Below are 22,538 nucleotides of genomic sequence, written 5' to 3' on the forward strand. Positions count from 1 at the left end.
AAAAAGTATTGAAAAACAAACTCGTCTAGGCTCCATAATCGTCCTATACTTAAACCAAATTTAATCAAAATTTAGCCTATAAATACTAGCTTGCTTACCAAAGGGATTTTGTATGATGAACATACAGCATAGCGATACTTTTTTAAATCTAGCACCAACTGAGGGAATATCCCGCAAGAGCTGGATTACTCACTTTTGCCTCTGGATGCAGTACGCGATAATCAGCGCATTATTGTTAATGCTGGTGTCGCCCACAGTAGCCTTAGCGCAGTCGACATCTGGGCCACCAACCGCGAATCCTTTTGGCACTACGGTTCTGGAAAATAGTGTGGCAAATGTGATTCCATCACAAACCGTGGGGACTGTTGACACGATACAAATTACGACTCCGCCAACGCACGGATCACTGATCGTCGCTGGTCTTAATTTTGTGTATACACCGGCCTCAAATTATTCGGGCGCAGATAGTTTCTTTTATACGGCAACCAATATTGCAGGTATATCGGCTCCAGCTCGCGTGTCGATTACGGTTTCGCAGGTGGTACCGATTACCTATCCCGTCAACGCCACGCTGACTGTCAATAGCATTAACTATCTGATCAATCCCAGCATCACAGGAAACCCTAGTAGTATTGCGATTAGCAGCCCGCCTTCACATGGTACGGCTAGCGTCAGTGGTCTCAAAATTCTGTATACCCCCAGCGCCGGATATATTGGTGCGGATAGCCTGAGTTATACCGCCACTAACACAGCGGGCACCTCATCTGCCTCCAGCGTTAACATCACTGTGAACGGCCTGCCGCCGACAGCGAATGCAGTCACTGCGAGTGTGTTTGTCAATAGCAGCGCCAACTCAATTCCCGCAAATCTCAGCGGAATCGCTTCGAGTATTGCGTTGATTGGTTCGCCTGGTCACGGCACTGCCAGCGTGAGCGGATTGAATATCATTTATACGCCAACCCCGGGCTACATCGGCTCAGATAATTTTTACTATGTTGCCAGTAACTTCTATGGCACTTCGTCGATTGCGGTAGTCAATATCAGCGTGAATGGCATTCCACCGATTGCGAATACTGTCAACACCACCGTATTACAAAACAGTAGCGCGAATCTGATTACAAGCAATATTACCGGGACCGCGAACAGCGTTGCAGTAGCCAGTATGCCTGCGCATGGTAGCGTCAGTGTCAACGGCTTAAATTTCGTCTACACCCCGAGCGCGACTTACGTCGGCACTGATGTTTTCACTTACTCAGCAACAAACAGCTACGGTACATCGGCGACTGCATCAGTCAATATTATTGTGAATGGTGTACCTCCCAGCGCAAATAGTGTCAGTGCAAGTGTATTGCAAGACAGTAGCAGTAACACGATTGCCAGCAATGTCACGGGCGGCGCCACTAGTCTCAATCTGTTTAGCGCACCGATACATGGTACGGCGACTGTCAGCGGGATGAATATTCTTTACACGCCCAGCCCAGGCTTTGTTGGTAGCGATAGCTTTAAATACACTGCCAGCAATGCGTATGGCACCTCAAACATAGCGAGCATTAGTATAGATGTTAATGGTATTCCTGCAGTTGCCAACCCTATCAGTGCGAGTGTTTTGCAAAATAGTAGTGGTAACACCATCATTTCTAACATTACCGGAAACGCTAGCAGTATTGCTCTGTTCAGTTCACCGAGTAACGGAACCGCCAGCGTCAGCGGACTGTCGATTATCTATACCCCGACACCAGGATTTGTCGGTGTCGATAATTTCAAATATACGGCGATTAATGCCTATGGTGTTTCTTCTGCGGCCTCGGTAAGTGTAACCGTCAACGGCATCCCTCCTGGTGTCGCAACCGTCATCGCGAGCGTGCTACAAAACAGCGGAGCTAATTCAATCAGCACCAGCATTACTGGAAGTGCAGCGAGTATCACACTAGTGAGTGCTCCTGCACATGGCACTGCAAGTGTCAGCGGGCTCAACGTCATCTACACACCAGCACCTGACTATGTTGGCAGCGACACTCTGCAATACTCAGCGAGCAACGCGTATGGTGTTTCGAATGTGGGTGCGATTAACATCACAGTGAATGGCGTCGCACCAGTCGCCAACGCGCTCCGTGCCAGCGTGTTACAAAACAGTTCAAATAACGCTATCCCTGCAAGTGTCAGTGGATCTGTCACTAGCTTGACCCTAGCTGGCGCACCATCGCACGGCACGGCAACTATCAGCGGTCTGAATATTATTTATACGCCTACGTCTGGCTATGTTGGAACAGACAGCCTGAGATACACGGCGACCAATGCTTACGGAACTTCCGTTGCGGCTGATCTGATTATCACTGTGAATGGCATTCCACCGATTGCCAACCCTATCAGTGCGAGTGTTTTGCAAAATAGTAGTGGTAACAGCATTATTTCTAATATTACTGGAAGCGCTAGCAGTATTGCTCTGTTCAGTACACCAAGTAACGGAACTGCCAGCGTCAGTGGAATGTCCATTATCTATACGCCAACACCAGGGTTTGTCGGTGTCGATAATTTCAAATATACGGCGATGAATGCCTATGGTGTTTCTTCTGCGGCGACGGTGAGTGTGACCGTCAACGGCATCCCGCCTACTGTCGCAACCGTCAATGCGAGCGTGCTACAAAACAGTTCAAATAACGCTATCGCTGCAAGTGTGAGTGGGTCCGTCACTAATTTGAATCTGATTAGCGCACCATCACACGGTACGGCAACTATCAGCGGCTTGAATATTATTTATACGCCTACGTCTGGCTATGTTGGAACGGACAGCCTGAAATACACGGCGACCAATGCTTACGGAACTTCGGCCGCAGCGGATCTTATTATCACTGTGAATGGCATTGCCCCGATTGCCAATGCCGTCACCAGTACTGTCGCCGCGAATAGCAGCAATAATCCAGTGAATTCGAATATCACAGGGAACGCAAGCAGTATCGCCATTGCCTCTTCACCTCTGCATGGTACTGCTAGCATTAACGGTCTCAATATCGTCTACACACCGACTGCGGGCTATGCAGGACCGGATAGTTTTAGCTACACAGCGAGCAATACATACGGCACCTCAGCACCTGCAAAAATTACGATGACGGTCAATGGTATTGTGCCAGTTGCGAGCCCAATTACAGCTAGCGTATTCGCCAATAGTAGCAATAACACGATAGACAGTATCACCTCTGGCGGGACGACCAGTCTCACAATCCAGAATACCCCGTCATCAGGCACTGTCAATGTCAAAGGGATGACGTTCACCTACACGCCGAATGCTGGATTTATCGGTAACGACAGCTTCACCTACACTGCCGTCAATGCCTTCGGTAGCTCAGCGCCGGCCACGGTGTCGGTACAGGTAAAAGATACCGTACCAGTCGCGAATTCTGTTTCCGTCGACGTGTTCTTGAATAGCAGCGCGAACGCGATTAATCCAAATATCAGCGGCAATGCCAGCAGCCTCTTGATCGCCACTAGCCCAGCGCACGGCGTCGCTACCAACCGTGGCTTACAAATTATCTACACCCCGACTGCGGGTTTCTTGGGAGACGACAGCTTCACCTATCAAGCCGTCAATGCGAGTGGCACATCGACAGCTGCGACTGTCACCGTGCGCGTGTTGGCAACGACACCGAAGGCAAATTCTGTGAATGCCAACGTGCTAGCGAATAGCACGAATAATGTCATTCCCGCCAATACGTCTGGCACGGTGGATAGCATTTCCTTAGTGAGCCAACCACAACACGGCAGTGCGCAAATTGTAGGATCATCCATTTCTTACACACCGGCGCATGACTATGTAGGCAACGATTCGTTTAACTACACGGCAACGAATACTTTTGGTAGTTCAGTACCAGCGACCGTGACCATTACGGTCAATCCTATGAATCCGATTGCAAATGCTATCAGCGCAAACGTAAATAGTAATAGCGTGAATAATCTGATTAGCACCAGTACTGGCGGCTCGGTGAATTCAGTGCGTATAGAAACGACGCCAGCAAACGGCACCGTCAGTGTCAATGGCTTGAATCTGATATACACGCCGCGCACTGGTTTCGCTGGTGTCGATACATTTAGCTACAGCGCGGCGTTCGACAACACACGATCCACAACTGCAAGCGTCACCGTCACCGTGATCAATTCGACGATACCTGTCGCCAATGCAATCGACACTACGGTCGATGCAAATAGTTCGAACAATCAGATTGCTGCCAGCATCACCGGCACTGCAACGAGTATCAGCCTAAAAAGCAGCGCCAGTCACGGCACTGCAAGTGTGGAGGGCTTAAAAATTATCTATACGCCGACCAGCAATTTTGCCGGACTAGATACCTTCAGTTACGCTGCCACCAATGCGGCAGGGACATCTGAAGTCGCCCTCATCACGATCAACGTCAAGGGCGTGATCCCGACTGCACGTCCAGTGAGTGCGACGGTGTTGAGTAATAGCAGCAATAACGCGATTACCAGCAGCATACTTGGCGACGCCAGCAGCATTGTTCTTGGCAGTGCGCCAGCGCACGGGACAGTCAGCATCTCTGGTTTGGTGATGTCGTACACACCGCAAACTGATTTTATCGGCAGCGATAGTTTTACCTACCTGGCTAAAAATGCATTTGGCAGTTCAAGCCCCGCTTTAGTTAGTATTCAAGTCAATATAGATCCCGCGCTGGCAGTACCGGTCACCAATCCAGTCAACGCTGAAGTCTTAACCAACAGCAGTGCAAATACGGTCGCGGCGAATATCACCGGCACCTACAAACAGATCAATATCACCAAAGCCGCAACGCATGGTACAGTCAGTATCAACGGCAATAATTTTAGCTACACGCCAGCCAAAGACTATACAGGCGGCGATAGTTTCAGTTACGTCGCTCTGAATATCAGCGGTAGTTCGAATGAGGCACTGGTGAGTATCACTGTCAAACCCGTAGCTCCAGTCGCCAAGCCAGTCAGCGCGATAGTTGAAAGTAATCAGGCCAATGCCCAGATACGTCCGGACATCAGCAACAATACCGATAGGATTGCACTAGATACGCCAGCCAGCCACGGCACAGTAACGATCAGCGGATTAGAATTCCGCTATACACCCGCCCTCAATTTTGTGGGAGCCGATAGCTTTACCTATGTCGCCGTCAACGCCGCTGGCAACTCAAGTCCAGCTACGGTCAGCATCACGGTGAAGGCCAAAGCACCCGTCGTCAGCAATGCGAGTATTCAGGTATTAGCAGGAAGTAGTGCGAGTCTGGAACTAGCAAATTTGGTCAGCCAAACAGGTGGTGCGCCAGTCAGCTTTAGCATACTCACACAACCAACGCATGGCAGCGCGACGCTCGTTGGCACGCGCCTGACAGTGAATGCACATTTAAATTATGCTGGTACTGATCAACTGAGTATCGTTGCAAATGCGAATGGACAGGCATCGAACACAGCAGTGATTGCCATCACCGTCACCGCCCGCCCTGATCCAAGCAAAAATCCGGCAGTGCAAGCCTTGCAGACTTCCAAAGCAGCCGTGATTACGCAATTTGAACGCCTGCAATTGGAAAATTTCAATGCGCGTTTGACCGAAATTGCTACGCAAAATTCAGGACTGCGCAGCAAAGAGGATAGGAAGAAAAATGAAGATGCCTGCAACAAAGTAAGCCTATGGGCAGGTGGTTTAAATTCTTTCAGCACGATTGCCGCCGACTACGAAATCAAGCAGCAAAACGGTGGCGCGAGTTTTGGTGGCGACCGTTGCCTAGGGAGCCCAGATAGCGTGCTTGGATTTGGTGTAGGTTATGCAAATAGTCGTGGTGAGTTGCGGGGCCTAAATACGAACATCAATGCGAATGCGCGCAATGTTGCCAATTATGGTCAGATCAAGCCACTGCCATTTTTCAATTTCTCATGGGTGCTAGGCATCAACGATATCAATAGCGACTACACCAGAACCACTGAGCAAATCAATGACACGATGGCGTGGGCAGCGCCACCAGCATTCGGAATCATGACTGGTGCGCCAGCGAACACGACACAACACAGCGGCAAATGGTCCGGAAAACAAAAGCTCGGTTCAAGCTCTATAGGATTTGATATCACCTTCACCGACTTTAAGATGTCACCGTATCTGCGCCTAGATCGCTCGGCAGTCACGATAGGAGCCTACACAGAAAGTGGTGATCCCCGCAGTGCTTTGCATTATCAAGAGCAAAGCTTTAACAGTCAAAGAACGACGCTGGGCATGAATACTGAAACATCGGTCAAAACCAGTGTGGGTGAACTGACTCCACGCTTACGTTTTGAATATCAAAAAGATGTCAGCAAACGCGATGATGTCAAAATTAACTATGTTGATAATCCAGACAGCACACCGTATATCATCAATGGCAGCAAACAAAATCGCAATTTGATCCACATGGGAATCGGTGGCGATTTGTTACTTGATAGCGGTTGGGTCATCATCTTTAATTACGGCTACTATCGTGCGAGCGAAGGTAATCATTCGAACGCGATACGCCTGCGTCTGTCTTACCGTTTATGATGAATGCGAAATTGAAAATGCTTACTGCTCTGCGAGGTCTTAGTAAGTAAGAAATGAGATTGCTAGGACGTGTTGCTGCGTAACTGTGAGACTGCGAGGCCAGACTTTTCTGGCCTCCGTAGCACAGGTCGATAGCATCACAGAAGAAGGGCGAAAAATTTCAAAACAGCTTACAGCACAGTCACTTCAAAATATTTTGCAAACTGACGCCGTCCTTTTGATGTCAATTGCAAAGCCCGACTATCCAAGTCCATTTCCACCCAGGCATGCTGTACAAAATGTGTGAGTAAAGCAGCACCAACTGCACCGCCTATATGCGGACGGCGCTCGCTCCAATCTAAACAGGCACAGGCAAAACGTCGCCGCCCTTTTCTTAGTGCTTCGACCTTGATACCCATCGCAACAAACAATTGTTCACCGTCCGCACTCAGTTCATAAGCAGTCGTATCTTGTTGCGCTAGCAGATAGGATTTGTGCAATAGGTAATCGTGTATCGCCACTGCATATTCACCCGCCATATGATCGTAGCAAGTGCGCGCCTGACGCAAACGCTCAGGTGTCGATGGTGAAAATTTAGGTGCGACTTTTCCTGCAATCGCCATCAAGGATTCCAAAGCAGCTGCGACTTGTGCGCCCGCCAATTGATAGTAGCGATGCTTGCCTTGGGCCAGCACTTGCACCAGACTTTGATCGCGCAATTTACTCAAATGCACGCTCGCAGTCGACGGGCTAACCTCCGCCAACATCGCGAGTTCAGTACTGGTACGCGCACGACCATCCATCAAGGCACACAACATCGTCGCGCGTGTAGGCTCAGCAATCGCGGCTGCGATTTTGGCTAATTGAATATTGATATCATCTGCAGACATAGTTTGATGGTAAGCGAATTAACGAGGGCAAACAAGACTTATACTGATCTCTTACTTCATTCAAAACAGACACTATGTCATCTATTCCTGTTTTAACATTGCCTTCACATCCAGATCCTTATCCGGCGTATCAATGGCATGTATCCCAAGACAAAATACGTTTTGACGAAGACGCACAGTGCTGGATCGTTGCGCAATTCAATGTCGTACAAGAAGTCTTAGCGTCATCACAATTTGTCGTACGTCCACTCACTGCACAAGTACCACCGCATATCGCTGGCAGCAGTGCTGGCGAATTGTTTTCATTGCTGATACGTATGAATGAAGGCGAGCAACATCGTCTGGGAAAACAGGTTCTACAAACTAGCCTGAATCAACTCGACCTGCGTCAACTCGACCTGCTTCTACTCGACTCGAAAATCGCCGAAGTAATAGAAGATTTATCAGGCCGTTACGATGTTAACAAAGCTGATGAACTGAATGCCTGGATAAGGCGTCTCGCCGTTTCCGTCATCGCCAAGCTTTACGGTTTTTCAAATTCTGAACTCGACAAAATCTGTCTCTGGATCGATGAATTCGTGCAATGCTTTTCACCTATCAGTACGCCAACTCAATTAGGCGCAGCCAGTAAGTCAGCCGTTTCCTTGATGGCGGCATTTCAAAACCTGCTTTCTAACGCGGACAGCGATCCCGATAGTTTTCTTTATCAACTACAAGCAGAGGCAAAAGTAATCGGCTGGGATTCCAGCTCAGCCCTATGCGCCAATTTAATCGGCCTGCTCACACAAAGTTATGAAGCCAGCGCTGGCCTAATCGGCAATACACTGATCGCTTTACATCATGATCCTGTGCTCTATACCGAAGTGAAACAGGAGCCGACGAAACTGCCGCAGCTAATAAGCGAAGTCGCACGTCTGGATTCGCCAGTACAAAACACGCGGCGCTTTGTGAAAAATGAGTTGGACATGCATGGCGTTGCTCTACGGACGGGGGATTGTATTTTACTGTTATTGGCCGCAGCGAATCGCGATCCGGCAGCAAATTATGCGCCAGACGAATTGCTCATCAATCGACGTGACAGGCGCATGATAAGCTTTAGTCATGGTCGACATACTTGCCCTGGACAGGGTCTGGCCGTTCGCATTGCCAGCGCAGGCTTACATCATATTCTAAAATCTTTAGCGCCTAGCTCAAACCATCAAGCTGATGTTTTTCCTTTCGCGCATTTATACTGGACGTATAGACCTTCGGCCAATGGACGCTTGCCAGTTTTTTATACCCACGAAAAGGACATGTCATGATCGCCGTAATTTTTGAAGTACAACCACACGCTGCGCATCAGCAAACTTATCTGGATATTGCCACGGAATTAAAGACGCAATTGAACGAAATGGATGGCTTCATTTCTATCGAAAGATTTCAAAGCCTAAGTGATCCCAGCAAACTCTTGTCACTTTCGTTCTGGCGCGATGAAGCAGCCATAGCACAATGGCGCAACACCGAGGAACATCGCGCAGCGCAGAGTCAGGGGCGTCAAACAATTTTCAGTAATTACCGGATTCGCATTGCTGCGGTCGTGCGAGATTATGGTTTACGTGAGCGACAAGAAGCGCCGCTGGATAGTCAACAACGTCATGGCTAAGACGAAGTTCACAATACCAGGGCGTAACAAAAATGTAGTGGTGAAATTATTTGCCTATGCAAAAACGCGAGAAGATCACGCCTAGCAAATCATCGGAAGTGAATTCTCCGGTGATGCTGTTTAAGCGATCCTGCGTTAAACGCAATTCTTCCGCAAACAGATCGAGTGACTGATCGTTTTGTGCAGCGTAGGCAGCGGCTTGTTCCAAATGTTCATGCGCATGTTTAAGTGCGATCAAATGACGTTCACGCGCCAAATACAAAGACTCGCCAGTTTGCTGCCAACCCGCGATGCGTAACAACTCTTGACGCAAGAGATCCATACCCAGATGTTCTTGTGCGGACAAATACACTTGCGTCAAATCACCGACCGTATCAACACTCGCATGGTGTCCTGAGATATCGATCTTAGTCCAGACACAAATGACCGGAATTTCGCTCGGGAAGCGTGCCGCGATTTCTTCATCGGCACGGGTAGGGCCACGACTGGCATCCAGCAAATGCAAAATCACATCGGCTTTTTGCACTTCATTCCAGGTGCGCTCAATACCTATGCGTTCAACCGCATCAATCTTATCGACGACTTCGCCAAACTCAGGTTCATCGTGATCGTGACGGATACCGGCGGTATCAATAATATTGAGAGGTATTCCTTCAATATGGATGGTCTCTGTCACCTTGTCACGCGTGGTCCCAGCGATCGGTGTCACGATCGCGATATCGTCGCCAGCCAAAGCATTGAGCAAGGAGGACTTACCGACATTCGGCTGGCCTGCCAAGACCACATTCAAACCTTCTCTTAATAAAGCACCTTGCGCGGCTTGTTCAAAGACGGCGCGCAAGGATTTTTGTATCTCGCTGAGTTGACCACGTGCGTCGGATTTTTCTAAAAAATCGATTTCTTCTTCAGGAAAATCTAAAGTCGCTTCCACCAGCATACGCAAATGCACAACCTTTTCGACTAGCGCGTGAATCACTTTAGAAAACGCACCTGACATCGATTGCGATGCGGATTTCGCGGCGGCTTCCGTCGAAGCTTCAATCAAATCCGCAACTGCCTCTGCTTGCGCCAGATCGAGCTTGTCGTTCATGAAGGCGCGTTGCGTAAATTCACCCGGCTCGGCTAAGCGCAAACCTTGTTCTTTGCCTGCCTCTAAACAACGTGCTAATAGCATTTGCATGACGACAGGGCCACCGTGACCTTGTAGTTCCAACACCTCTTCACCAGTATAAGAATGCGGTGCTTTAAAAGCGATTGCCAAACCTTGATCAATCACCGTGCCATCGGCTTGTGTAAAGTCGAGATAAGTAGCGTGACGTGGTTTCAGCACTGTGCTGCCAAACAAGTTTTGTGTGATGGCGCTCAGGTCTTTGCCGGAAATACGCACCACGCCTATGCCGCCGCGACCCGGCGCGGTAGCAATAGCAACAATGGGGGTGCTGTCGTAAGTATGAGTCATGGGGAAATTCTAACCTTGCTATAGGGAAATCTGTGAAAAATCTGTAGAGTTTGATACTGACAGATGTATCGTAAACACGACATGATCTGCAGCAAAAAAGACGCTTGAACAAAACAAAAAAGCCCATGACGTATGGGCTTTTTTGTCTTCAAATTACATGAAATCTTATCGGTGCTCAGGCGGGACGATCTTATTATTGATGACCCATTGCTGACCGATTGATAAAACGTTATTCACGACCCAATACAAGACCAAACCGGATGGGAAGAATAAGAACATCACCGAGAATAGCAAAGGCATAAACAACATCATCTTCGCCTGCACCGGATCGGCTGGTGCTGGGCTCAATTTAGTCGTCACATACATAGAAATAGCGTACAGAATCGGCAAAACCAAATACGGATCAGGCTTAGACAAATCCATAATCCAACCCATCCACGGCGCGCCACGCATTTCAACGGAAGCCTGCAAAACCCAGTACAGAGACAAGAAAATCGGCATTTGGATCAAGATAGGCAAGCAACCACCGAGTGGATTGATCTTCTCGGTTTTGTACAGCTCCATCATCGCCATATTCAATTTTTGCGGCTCGTTTTTGTATTTTTCTTTCAAGGCCGTCATTTTTGGCGTAACGACTTTCATCTTCGCCATACTGCGATAACCTGCTGCAGACAATGGGAACAAAGCTAATTTGATCGCAATCGTAAATACGACGATCGTCCAACCCCAGTTGCCCAAAACTTTATGAATCAATTCCATGATCCAGAACATAGGTTTGGCGATCATGGCGAAGTACCAATAATCTTTTACTAATTCCATACCGGGTGCGACTTTTTCCAAGATGGCGGATTCTTGTGGACCAGAATATAAACGTGCATTCGAAGTGATGCTTGCGCCCGGCGCTACACTGCCCAAAGGAATGACAGAGCTAATTGAATAAATATTGTCACGTACACGTTCGGTACGGATTTCACGTTGCACTTTGTCTTCAGGAATAAAAGCGGACACAAAGAAATGCTGAATCATAGAAACCCAACCGTTATCCGCTTTGATTTCGTGATCTGGCTTCGCGTCGGCTTTGCCCTGACGTTTTTCTATGTCTTCAAAACTCAGTTTTTGGAAGTGTTTTGCTTCCGTGTACACCGCTGGCGCATAGAATTCAGTCTGACCAGAGAACATGCCGCCAGAAGTTGGTTTAGTGCCATCGTGAATCAATTGCAAATACAAAGATGGTGTAATTGCTGCTGCAGAGCTATTCGCGACCGTGTGTTTTACATCGATCACATAGCTACCCTTTTTGAAGGTCAAAGTCTTAGTCAACTTTACGCCAGCTTGTTCTGATTCCAACACCAGATTCAATTCATTCGCGCCATCCAAAGAACGTGGACCTGGCAAAGCGACAAAACCGGATTTGTGATTCGGGTAATTACCACCCAACAAACCAGTCTGTGCAGCATAAGTACGGGCTGGTACCGGAACTTCTTTAGTGCCTTTGAATAAACCGAAGAAACCGGTTTCCTCCGTACGAGTCATATCGCCATGACTATCAAATAGCACGACGTTTTTCTTTGCATCATGACTGTCGGCGTATTTTAACAACTCTAAGCGTTTGATCTCGCCGCCTATCGTGTCGATATCCACTTTCAACAAATCAGTCGTGATCGTAATGATTTCACTCTTGATCACTGGCGCAACTGCGGCATCAGCACCTGCAGATGCCACTGAACTTGCCGCATTTGCTGTGGTAGCGGCTGGCAAAGTTGCTGCAGTTGTAGCCGAAGCACTGGCATTTTTGCTTGCCTGCTGAGCTGTCGTTGATGGGAAAAACATCGATTGTTTTCCGTTATGACGCATCCAGTTATCCCACAGGAGTAACAGAGACATCGAGAAAATAACCCAAAGGACGGTGCGCTTTATATCCATTTTATCCACTTGTGTAGGTGATGATATATGTTAAAGATCGGAAAAGTTAACTTGTTGGCTGCGAATCTGTGTGCTCAATTGAGCACCTAATTGCGTGCAGTCTGATGTGGGGGCATTAGCTGATTTTTCATCCTCATCACTCGCCATTTTTTCGCCAGACTTAGGAGGAACCAAATCGATACCGCCCGGATGCCAGGGATGGCATTTGCAAAGACGCTTGCCAGCCATCAACGAGCCCTTGGCCGCACCATATTCACGAATTGCTTCCATTGCATACTCTGAGCAGCTGGGATAAAAACGGCAATTTTGTCCTAACATAGGACTAATCGCCAGCTTGTATCCACGCAAGATCAGCAGTAGCAAGGGTTTCATGAGGAGGACTCTGGAAGAGAAGCAGACTGCGAGGAAATCACGGACTTAGCAGCCCGTTGCGAAACGAACAGACGTAAGACTTCGTCCCGCAAAGCACGCTTTAATTGCGCGTTAGTGGCAGGACCGGCTTTGCTATTGACTGGCTTAGATAAGCGCACAATGCAATCCACCTTCATCAGTTCAGACTGTCGAAAAATCTCGCGTGTAACACGCTTAATCATATTGCGCGTAGCAGCGCGCGGTGCAAAACGTTTTGCAGCGACCACGCCAAGACGGGCATGCGGCAATTCATTCGAGCGCGCATATAATACAAAATGCGCCGTTCTTTGCACAGGACGCAAACGAAAAACGGATGAAAACTCATCCGTTTTAAGTATTCGTCGCTCCCGCGCAAAATCGCCGCCGGACAACTGGTTTTGAGCTAGGTCAGGAGTTGTAGTCAAATTAGTCACAATAAAAATTTCAGCCTATTGAACAAACTAAAATGACGATGTACCAGACCAAGGCGCTCGGTATTCAAGAAATTCAATTATAGGGATGCAGCGAGAGGCGCTTCCCACAGCAATACTAAAGTATTGCGAGGACAAGCAACGAAGCGATGCGCCCTAGAATTGGATTTATTGGATGCCGATTAAGCTGCTAGGCGCTTACGGCCTTTAGCACGACGTGCATTCAAAACTGCGCGGCCACCACGTGTTGCCATACGAGCGCGGAAACCGTGAGTGCGCTTACGACGAACTACGGAAGGTTGATAAGTACGTTTCATGTTGATCTCACTATTTGAGCAAAAAATAAATCGGAATTACGGGTAATAGTGCATTGCGCCGTTGCTTTGATGATGCCCTGTTATGGAAGAGCACAATATAAACAATAGCAACACGCTATTCACACCATTACTGCCCCAAAACCGCTGCTCATGCTTAGTTTCATCATGTGACTTCACTCTAGCAATTAACAAACTATCAAAAATTTCCAGATAGCGTCAGTGCAATAAAAGCGCACATCTAACAAAACAGGGTAGGGAACCCGTAATTAGACACCATTTTGGAAGCCGCTGTCAATCCATTTGACCGGTTTTCTTCGATTTTCAGAACTGTTAATGAAAAGAAATTTCACCGTGCCTGTGGATAACTCTGGCTGCGGAGGGTAGAATAGCAGGGTCTGAAGTATTGCCTCACGTAATCAAAAATACACTATTTATTTCCTACGCAAGCATCATGGGATATCCTTGGATATCTGCTAAATGAATGCACAGTTTGCATTTAGTGATTCAATTTGCTCCGTTATAATTAGCTGAGAATTAGTCAGCTTCGGCTGATGCAGAAGAAATAAGTAGCGGTCACTGAGGTAGCTTTAAATTAAAAGTAGAATCGATAACTGAATCAAAAATCTCAAGTATCGATTTTGACAAGAACAAAAACTTAAGCATTAAGTAAAACAGTAAAGCGATTCATGGAAAATTTCTGGCAAGCCTGCTCTTCACAACTCGAACAGGAACTCACGCCTCAGCAATTTAGTGCTTGGATTAAGCCTTTAACGATGGTGGACTTCGAAGAAGGTCTGCTACGTATAGGCGCGCCTAATCGCTTTAAATTGGATTGGGTCAAAGCCCAATTCGCCAGCCGCATCGCCGAATTTGCTGCGCAATTTTGGGATGACACGGTGCATGTAGAATTCATCATCGACCCGCGCGCAGGCAAAAAACCTATTTCCACTACGACTGCACCTACGAATGCAGGTCAGGGTAATGGTGCCGATCACAGCCAACGTACTTCACAGATCGGCCAAGCGAATGGCATTCCCAACGAAGCGCCGCCAGCAGAATCCGCACCACGTCGTGACAATGCGCGGATCAACTTCGATCTGACCTTTGATAGTTTCGTTACTGGTAAAGCCAATCAATTGGCACGCGCGGCAGCGATTCAGGTCGCGAATAATCCCGGGGTTTCATACAACCCGCTGTTTTTATATGGTGGCGTTGGTCTCGGCAAAACGCATTTGATCCACGCGATTGGCAATCAGATTTTGCACGACAAACCGAATGCAAAAATCCGCTACATCCACGCCGAGCAATACGTGCGCGACGTGGTTACAGCGTATCAACGCAAAGGTTTTGACGAGTTTAAACGTTACTACCATTCGCTCGATTTATTGCTAATCGATGATATTCAATTCTTCGGCGGCAAAAGTCGTACGCAAGAAGAATTCTTCTATGCGTTTGAAGCTTTGATCGCCGCGAAAAAGCAAATCATTATCACCAGCGATACCTACCCGAAAGAAATTACGGGCATGGATGATAGATTGATCTCGCGCTTTGATTCGGGTTTAACGGTGGCGATTGAGCCGCCTGAACTCGAAATGCGCGTCGCGATTTTATTGAAAAAAGCCTATACCGAGGGTGTGAGTTTTTCGGACGATGTGGCCTTTTTCGTTGCCAAGCATTTGCGCTCCAATGTGCGTGAACTCGAAGGTGCTTTGCGCAAGATCTTGGCGTACTCACGCTTCCACGGCAAAGACATCACGATTGATGTGGTGAAGGAAGCATTGAAAGATTTGCTGTCGGTACAGAATCGTCAGATCTCGGTAGAAAATATTCAGAAGACCGTCGCTGACTTTTTCAATATCAAAGTCGCCGACATGTATTCCAAACGTCGCCCGGCAAACATCGCCAGACCACGTCAGATTGCGATGTATTTGGCGAAAGAATTGACGCAAAAAAGTTTGCCGGAAATTGGCGAGTTATTTGGTGGCCGTGACCACACAACAGTATTGCATGCGGTACGCAAGATCGCAGCGGATCGCGCCAAGAGCCCGGAATGTAATCATGAGATTCACGTTTTGGAGCAGACGCTGAAGGGGTAGTTTGAAGAACATTTGCCGCAGAGTACGTAGAGAAATATTTTTGTGTCATTCCCGCGAAGGCGGGAATCCAGTGACGTTAAACGACTGAGATGCGGCTAATGAACGAAAGACACTGGATCCCTGCCTTCGCAGGAATGACAGTAAAAAGGATACGGAAATTTTTGCGTAGCCTGCAGTAAAAGAATTTGAATGTAGTAGATAGCAATCAGCAGTAAAGACCGGCGTAGGATTTACGTAAAATTGGCCACGAAAGATTGGGCAGTTTTTCGCAAGTCCTCCCACAATGTAAGCGTAGTAATTAGTTGCGAACATGCGATACGAATTATTCGTATCGATGATGCATCCTTTAACATTGAATAAGTGAGGATATAAAATGCAATTGGTAAAAACTCACAGGGATACCCTATTACGGCCCCTGCAAATTGTGAGTGGTATTGTCGAGCGTCGGCACACATTGCCGATTCTGGCCAATATCCTCATCCGCAAAGACGGCGAAAAAGTATCGTTCTTATCCACAGATATCGAAGTGCAAATCACCACGCACGCAGAAATCGGCTCGGGTGGCGAAGTGACGGCAACCACGGTTGCAGCACGTAAGTTGCTCGATATCTTACGCGCACTGCCAGATGACAATGACGTCACCTTAAAGCTCGACAATAAAAAGATGACGGTGCAATCCGGCAAATCGCGTTTTTCTTTGCAGACTTTGGCTGCGGAAGAATTCCCTACAGTCGCACAAGCAGAACATTTCAATGCCAGCGTCAGCCTGCCGCAAAAAGCCTTGAAACATTTGTTCAACATGGTGCATTTCTCCATGGCGCAGCAAGATATTCGTTATTACCTGAACGGCTTATTATTAGTCGTTGATGGTAAAAACGTGATTGCCGTCGCAACGGATGGTCACCGTTTGGCGTATGCACAAGTCGAAGTCGAACAAGAATTCGCGCGTCAAGAAGTCATCATTCCACGCAAAACGATTTTGGAATTGCAACGCCTGTTGGAAGACAAAGACGAACCAGTCCAACTCGACATCGCGAACAACCAAGTTAAATTGACGTTTGCGGATATCGAATTAATTTCTAAATTGGTCGAAGGCAAATTTCCTGACTTCAATCGCGTGATCCCTAAAGGTTACAAAAACAATTTCACCTTAAGCCGTGAAAAACTTCTGCGCTCTTTGCAACGCGTCGCGATTATGACATCGGACAAATTCAAAGGTGTACGTTGTGTGATTGAACCAGGTTTGATGCGCGTCTTGTCCACCAATGCGGACCAAGAAGAAGCGGTTGAAGAAATCGAAATCGATTACGGCGGAGACAGCGTCGATATCGGCTTTAACGTCACGTATTTGTTAGATGTATTGAACAACCTCAAAGTCGATCAAATCAATGTTGCGTTAGGTGATTCCAATTCATCGGCTTTGATCACGATTCCTGAGAATGGTGATTTCAAATACGTTGTGATGCCGATGCGGATTTGATGTCTTGCCCCCTTCTCCCGCGGGCGGGAGAAGGGTCGGGGATGAGGGGCGCTCAGCGAGACATGAATTTCTGAAATACTTAGATATGTATTTCATCGCAGATTCAAGCTATCCGAGTGCTTAACCACCCTCACCCCAACCCTCTCCCGCTTGCGGGAGAGGGAGTATAAAAAACAAATGTAGGGCGGGTGCAACCCGCGCCGCTCGTCCATTGGGCACCTGAGCAGCGCGGGTTGCACCCGCCCTACATAAGAATTAAGCAGCTTCGAGTAAAACAAAGCACTAAGAACCGCAGCCAAAAGCTGCTTGTTAATTTCAGAAGGTAGCCATGTCCGAGAATACCCAAGACAACACAGCAACGCCAGCAAACGTACCAGCAACTGAGTCCGCCACATCCGCTGGCTATGGCGCATCGTCCATTCAAATTCTCGAAGGTCTCGAAGCCGTACGTAAGCGCCCCGGTATGTACATTGGTGATACCTCCGACGGCACTGGTTTGCACCATTTGGTTTTCGAAGTCTTGGATAACTCCATCGACGAATCCCTAGCCGGCCACTGTACCGAAATTAACGTCACCATTCACAACGATAATTCAATTTCGATTACCGATAATGGTCGCGGCATTCCTACTGGTATCAAATGGGATGACAAGCACGAACCTAAGCGTAGCGCAGCTGAGATCGTCATGACCGAGCTGCACGCAGGTGGTAAGTTCGATCAAAACTCCTACAAAGTATCCGGCGGTTTGCACGGTGTGGGTGTCTCTTGCGTGAATGGCTTGTCGAAATTATTGAAGCTGACGATTCGTCGCGATGGCAAAAAATATGCGATGGAATTTGTCCGTGGCGTACCGCAAAATCGCGAAATCGAAACCATCGACGGCGTAGTTTGCTCACCGATCAAAGTCTTAGGCGACACCGACAAACGCGGTACCGAAGTCCACTTCTGGGCCGATGAAGAAATCTTCACGCACGTTGAATTCCATTACGAAATTTTAGCGAAACGTATTCGGGAACTCTCTTTCCTGAACAACGGCGTACGCATCAAACTCAATGATCACCGCACAGGCAAAGAAGAATTGTTTGCGTTCGAAGGTGGTACCCGCGGCTTCGTTGAATACATCAACAAAAATAAATCGGTCTTGCATCCAACGATTTTCCAAGCGACTGGCGAAAAGATGTCGGACCAAGGCACTAACATCACGGTGGACGTCTCCATGCAATGGAACGACGCCTACAACGAACAAGTGCTGTGCTTCACCAATAATATTCCGCAACGCGACGGTGGCACTCACCTCACCGGTTTGCGCGCAGCGATGACACGCGTCATCAACAAATACATAGACGAACACGAGTACGCGAAAAAAGCCAAAGTCGAAGTCACGGGCGACGATATGCGCGAAGGTTTGACTTGCGTGTTATCCGTCAAAGTACCTGAGCCAAAATTCAGTTCACAAACCAAAGACAAACTCGTCTCCAGCGAAGTGCGCGGCCCGGTGGAAGAAATCGTCACCAAAACTTTGACCGACTATTTAGCAGAACGTCCAAACGACGCCAAAATCATTTGCGGAAAAATCGTCGAAGCCTCACGCGCCCGTGAAGCCGCTCGCAAAGCACGCGAACTCACACGTCGCAAAGGCGTGATGGATGGTTTAGGCTTGTCTTCTAAACTGGCCGACTGCCAAGAAAAAGATCCAGCGCTATGCGAACTGTACATCGTCGAGGGTGATTCTGCGGGTGGATCTGCGAAGCAAGGCCGTGATCGTAAATTCCAAGCGATCTTGCCACTGCGCGGTAAAGTCTTGAACGTAGAAAAAGCCCGCTTTGAAAAAATGCTGTCCAGCGAACAGATCACCACACTGATCGCGACACTAGGCACCAGCATAGGCCCTGACGAATTCAACGCCGACAAATTGCGCTACCACCGCATCATCATCATGACCGATGCGGACGTCGACGGTGCCCACATTCGTACGCTGTTACTGACCCTGTTCTATCGTCAAATGCCACAACTGGTAGAGCGCGGTCACATCTACATCGCGCAACCACCGCTGTACAAAGTCAAAGCTGGCCGCGACGAACGCTATTTGAAAGACGATGCCGAAGAAGCGATCTACATGACCACCGTCGCATTGAACGGCGCAGCACTCACACCTAGCACAGGCGCAGAGCCTATCGTCGGTGAAGCACTGGGCGAATTAGTACGTCAATTCAACCTCGCCAACGCCATCATGACGCGCTTAACACGCGTCATCGACCGCGCTGCATTGACCGCGATCATGACCGGTGTCGCACTGAAAATGGACACACCAGAAAACGCGGAATTGTCCGCACAAGAGTTGACCAAAACTATGAACGACCCAGCTGTCAAAGCCGTTGTTCGCAGTGACGAACTCTCAGGCATGCTCAGCCTGCGCATAGAACGCATGTACCACGGCAACGTCAAAGTCAGCAGCATCGACGCCGACTTCGTCGAAAGCAGCGATTACAAAGTATTAGAAAACGCCGCACAAACCTTCAAAGGCTTATTAGGCGAAGGCGCCTTCATCCGCCGCGGCGAAGGCGAACGTATGAAAGAAGTCGCAGTCCAAGACTTCCACCACGCCATGCTCTGGCTACGCGAAGAAGCCGAACGCGGCGTCTCCAAACAGCGCTACAAAGGATTGGGCGAGATGAACCCAGACCAATTGTGGGAAACCACCATGGACCCAAAAGTACGCCGTTTGCTCAAAGTACAGATCGAAGACGCGATTGCAGCGGATCAGATCTTTACGACCTTGATGGGCGACGATGTGGAACCACGTCGTGCGTTTATTGAGTCTAATGCTTTAAGGGCTGGGAATATTGACGTCTAAATTACCAAGGATGTCTTAGCATGAGTGAACTCGTTCTTTACCAAACAGAAGATGGCTTAGTTCGAATTCAACTCAGAGCCGAAGATGGTAACGTATGGCTGACCCAGTTAGAAATAGCCGAGTTATTCGCTACCACCAAGCAAAACGTCAGCTTGCACGCAAAGAACATTCTTGAAGACAAAGAATTAGACGAGAAGGCAACTGTCAAGGAATCCTTGACAGTTCAAACCGAAGGCAATCGCCAAGTTAAACGTAGCACCACGCTCTACAGTTTGGCGATGATATTGGCCATTGGCTACCGTGTCCGCTCTCCACGCGGCAATCAATTTCGCCAATGGGCTAGCACTCATCTCTCAGAATATCTGCTTAAAGGTTTCGTCATGGATGACGAACGCCTAAAGAACCCTAGCGGGTGGGATTATTTTGATGAACTTCTGGCACGCATCCGTGATATTCGTGCTTCAGAAAAGCGTTTTTATCAAAAGGTTCGCGATCTATTTGCACTAAGTCGTGACTATCAAAGCAGTGACAGCGCAGCACAAGTTTTCTTTGCCGAAGTACAAAACAAACTCCTGTACGCTGTCACGCAGCAAACCGCTGCTGAAATCATCGTAGCCCGTGCCGATCCCACCTCCCCCAATATGGCACTCACGACTTGGAGCGGCACACGTGTACGCAAACACGATGTTGTGGTTGCAAAGAATTATTTAACGGCCTATGAAGTCGATACACTCAACCGCCTCGTCGTCATCTTTTTAGAACAAGCAGAACTACGCGTTAAAGACCGTAAAGAACTAAGCTTGGATTTTTGGCGTAGCAACGTAGATAAGCTTCTGGAATTTAATGACAAGCCAATCTTGCACAATGCGGGGAAAATCAGCAATGATCATATGAAGCAGATAGTGCAAACACGTTACGATAGCTTTGATGCGGCAAGGCGTGAAGCGGAAGCAACTGCAGCGGATTCTGATGATTTGCAGTTGCTTGAGGCGCTGGCAAAAAAAGTTGAGAAAAAACATGACTAAGAATAATGCTGAAATGTTAGAACACATCCAGCTTTTGCTGGCGTCGCTCCCAGCCTGAGAAATGAAATATGTACCCGACAAACGCCTGTATATCAAGATTAGACAATAGGGTCAGCATTGATAGCGTTTAATCGATGCTGACCCTTTTGATCATTCGCACCAACCGCTTTGATTCAACAATCAATAATTATCTAGGACGGTCACATTGATTCAAAATATTGAAAACTTAAAATCAAGATTTAAAAGCCTTGGTGCAACGCGCTTATTTTTTAAGTGTCTTGCTGAGAATGATAATAGTAAAAATCAAATCTATCTGGGTGGCAGTTTTGCGGTTTTGACTTATTTCCAATATGGAAATGTCGAAACTTTTCCTGATGCTAAATATCCTAATTTTAAAGCACCTATTAAGTTCTATTGGATCGACTCTGAGCAAGTTGAACAAGCAACCTCAGCACAATTGATTTTGTATCCGCAGTATCCAGAAGTTCGGCTTTCAGGTTTTTTACGCGGTTGTACTTTGGCACCAAGCAAATTTTTGCAGCCGACACTTGCTTCTCAAAGAAGTGGAATTGATGGAAGGGTTTTGTTTTTTGGTACTACCGAGGATGGTGCAACTCTAGCGTACTTGGCACCAAGAAACTCTGTCATCGCTAATGCGGCAATTGACTTCGCTAACCTAACTCAAGAAAAAGCAATATTTCATGACCTTCCTTTAACCAATTTAGTCGGAAAATCTTCAAAAATTCTTTTACTCGACGCCTTAAGAGAGATTCACCTTAGTGGTTTTGTGGATTCAATTCGCCTGAATAAACAAGGCGAACGAATGCCTTATTCTGCTCGAAATGGTGGCGGCTATACATTAGAAGCGATGCTAGGAATTAAACCCAATGCAATTGCAGCACCGGACTATTTAGGCTGGGAAGTGAAAGCGTTTAGTAGCTCTAGGATTACATTGATGACGCCAGAACCGAGTAGCGGATTTTATGGCGACAATGGTGTCGAAGCATTTGTAAGGAAATATGGACGGAAAGTTGCGGGTAAAAATCAGCTATATTTCACAGGAAATCATGTGTTTGATCAAACAAATAAAACAACAGGATTAAAATTAGTAGTCGATGGATTTGATCCGAAAACTAAAAAAATTACCGATGTAAACGGAAGTATATTTTTATTGGATCAAAACACTCATGAGGCTGCCAGTTGGAGCTTTTCTCATCTGTTGAATCATTGGAATAAAAAACATGCGTCTGCAGCTTACGTTCCATTTACGAATAACAAAGCTACACCGCCGAAATATCAGTTCGGGAGCCCAGTATACTTGGGCGAGCGAACGGATTTTTCAAAGTATTTAAATGCATTAGCTGAAGGTAAAGTAATATTCGATCCGGGTTCAAAGGTGGAAAATCCTGATGCACCCAATAAATCTGTTAAGGCACGAAGCCAATTTAGAATAAACAAAAAAGACCTATCCCTCCTTTACGAGTCCTTTGAAGAAATTCAACTTTAGAATTGATTCA

General features: G+C 47.5%; 14 protein-coding genes. 8 read left to right on the forward strand and 6 right to left on the reverse strand.

All coding sequences use genetic code 11. The features are described from left to right. Nucleotides 1–112: 112 nt before the first annotated feature. A complete protein-coding gene (locus H8K55_RS05765) occupies nt 113–6,535 on the forward strand; it encodes an Ig-like domain-containing protein (protein ID WP_186941124.1) in 6,423 nt (2,140 codons plus the stop codon). Nucleotides 6,536–6,705: 170 nt separating this feature from the next. Here H8K55_RS05765 and H8K55_RS05770 read toward each other — a convergent pair whose 3' ends face one another. After that, the gene (locus H8K55_RS05770; protein ID WP_186941125.1) at nt 6,706–7,404 is read right to left on the reverse strand and encodes an ArsR/SmtB family transcription factor; all 699 of its coding nucleotides are present in this window, start codon (nt 7,402–7,404) and stop codon (nt 6,706–6,708) included. A 74-nt stretch (nt 7,405–7,478) separates the two neighbouring features. Between H8K55_RS05770 and H8K55_RS05775 the strand changes: the two genes are divergently transcribed. Continuing rightward, a complete protein-coding gene (locus H8K55_RS05775; RefSeq protein WP_186941126.1) occupies nt 7,479–8,705 on the forward strand; it encodes a cytochrome P450 in 1,227 nt (408 codons plus the stop codon). Beyond that, a complete protein-coding gene (locus tag H8K55_RS05780) occupies nt 8,702–9,046 on the forward strand; it encodes an antibiotic biosynthesis monooxygenase family protein (protein ID WP_186941127.1) in 345 nt (114 codons plus the stop codon). The genes H8K55_RS05775 and H8K55_RS05780 overlap by 4 nt, the downstream gene beginning before the upstream one ends. 46 nt (nt 9,047–9,092) lie before the next feature. Here H8K55_RS05780 and mnmE read toward each other — a convergent pair whose 3' ends face one another. From mnmE to rpmH, 5 genes are all read right to left on the reverse strand, one after another. Next, nucleotides 9,093–10,505, reverse strand: coding sequence for a tRNA uridine-5-carboxymethylaminomethyl(34) synthesis GTPase MnmE (mnmE, locus tag H8K55_RS05785; RefSeq protein ID WP_186941128.1), 1,413 nt, complete (start codon nt 10,503–10,505; stop codon nt 9,093–9,095). Between the two features lie 165 nt (nt 10,506–10,670). Then, a complete protein-coding gene (gene yidC, locus H8K55_RS05790) occupies nt 10,671–12,428 on the reverse strand; it encodes a membrane protein insertase YidC (protein WP_186941129.1) in 1,758 nt (585 codons plus the stop codon). Between the two features lie 30 nt (nt 12,429–12,458). Next, a complete protein-coding gene (gene yidD, locus H8K55_RS05795) occupies nt 12,459–12,800 on the reverse strand; it encodes a membrane protein insertion efficiency factor YidD (RefSeq protein WP_186941130.1) in 342 nt (113 codons plus the stop codon). Then, complete coding sequence (gene rnpA, locus H8K55_RS05800; RefSeq protein WP_268977990.1) at nt 12,797–13,243, reverse strand: ribonuclease P protein component; 447 nt, start codon at nt 13,241–13,243, stop codon at nt 12,797–12,799. The genes yidD and rnpA overlap by 4 nt, the downstream gene beginning before the upstream one ends. A gap of 188 nt (nt 13,244–13,431) precedes the next feature. Next, on the reverse strand, nt 13,432–13,566 hold the full coding sequence (gene rpmH / locus H8K55_RS05805; RefSeq protein ID WP_061535510.1) for a 50S ribosomal protein L34: 135 nt from the start codon (nt 13,564–13,566) through the stop codon (nt 13,432–13,434). Between the two features lie 686 nt (nt 13,567–14,252). On the opposite strand from rpmH, the gene dnaA reads away from it, so the two are divergent. The 5 genes from dnaA to H8K55_RS05830 all read left to right on the forward strand — a co-directional run bounded on the left by dnaA (nt 14,253) and on the right by H8K55_RS05830 (nt 22,528). Continuing rightward, nucleotides 14,253–15,662, forward strand: a complete 1,410-nt coding sequence (gene dnaA, locus H8K55_RS05810; RefSeq protein WP_186941131.1) for a chromosomal replication initiator protein DnaA — start codon at nt 14,253–14,255, stop codon at nt 15,660–15,662. Between the two features lie 373 nt (nt 15,663–16,035). Beyond that, nucleotides 16,036–17,142 carry a DNA polymerase III subunit beta gene (dnaN, locus tag H8K55_RS05815; RefSeq protein WP_186891296.1) on the forward strand — a complete coding sequence of 369 codons (1,107 nt, stop codon included), beginning with the start codon at nt 16,036–16,038 and terminating at the stop codon, nt 17,140–17,142. 328 nt (nt 17,143–17,470) lie between these two features. Further along, the gene (gene gyrB, locus H8K55_RS05820) at nt 17,471–19,996 is read left to right on the forward strand and encodes a DNA topoisomerase (ATP-hydrolyzing) subunit B (protein WP_186941132.1); all 2,526 of its coding nucleotides are present in this window, start codon (nt 17,471–17,473) and stop codon (nt 19,994–19,996) included. Nucleotides 19,997–20,016: 20 nt separating this feature from the next. Then, a complete protein-coding gene (locus H8K55_RS05825) occupies nt 20,017–21,021 on the forward strand; it encodes a virulence RhuM family protein (RefSeq protein WP_186941133.1) in 1,005 nt (334 codons plus the stop codon). 205 nt (nt 21,022–21,226) lie between these two features. Continuing rightward, nucleotides 21,227–22,528, forward strand: a complete 1,302-nt coding sequence (locus H8K55_RS05830) for an MvaI/BcnI family restriction endonuclease (RefSeq protein ID WP_186941134.1) — start codon at nt 21,227–21,229, stop codon at nt 22,526–22,528. The last annotated feature ends 10 nt before the right edge of the window (nt 22,529–22,538 follow it).

This window comes from Affinundibacterium flavidum, assembly GCF_014284175.1.
Lineage (GTDB): Bacteria > Pseudomonadota > Gammaproteobacteria > Burkholderiales > Burkholderiaceae_D > Undibacterium > Undibacterium flavidum.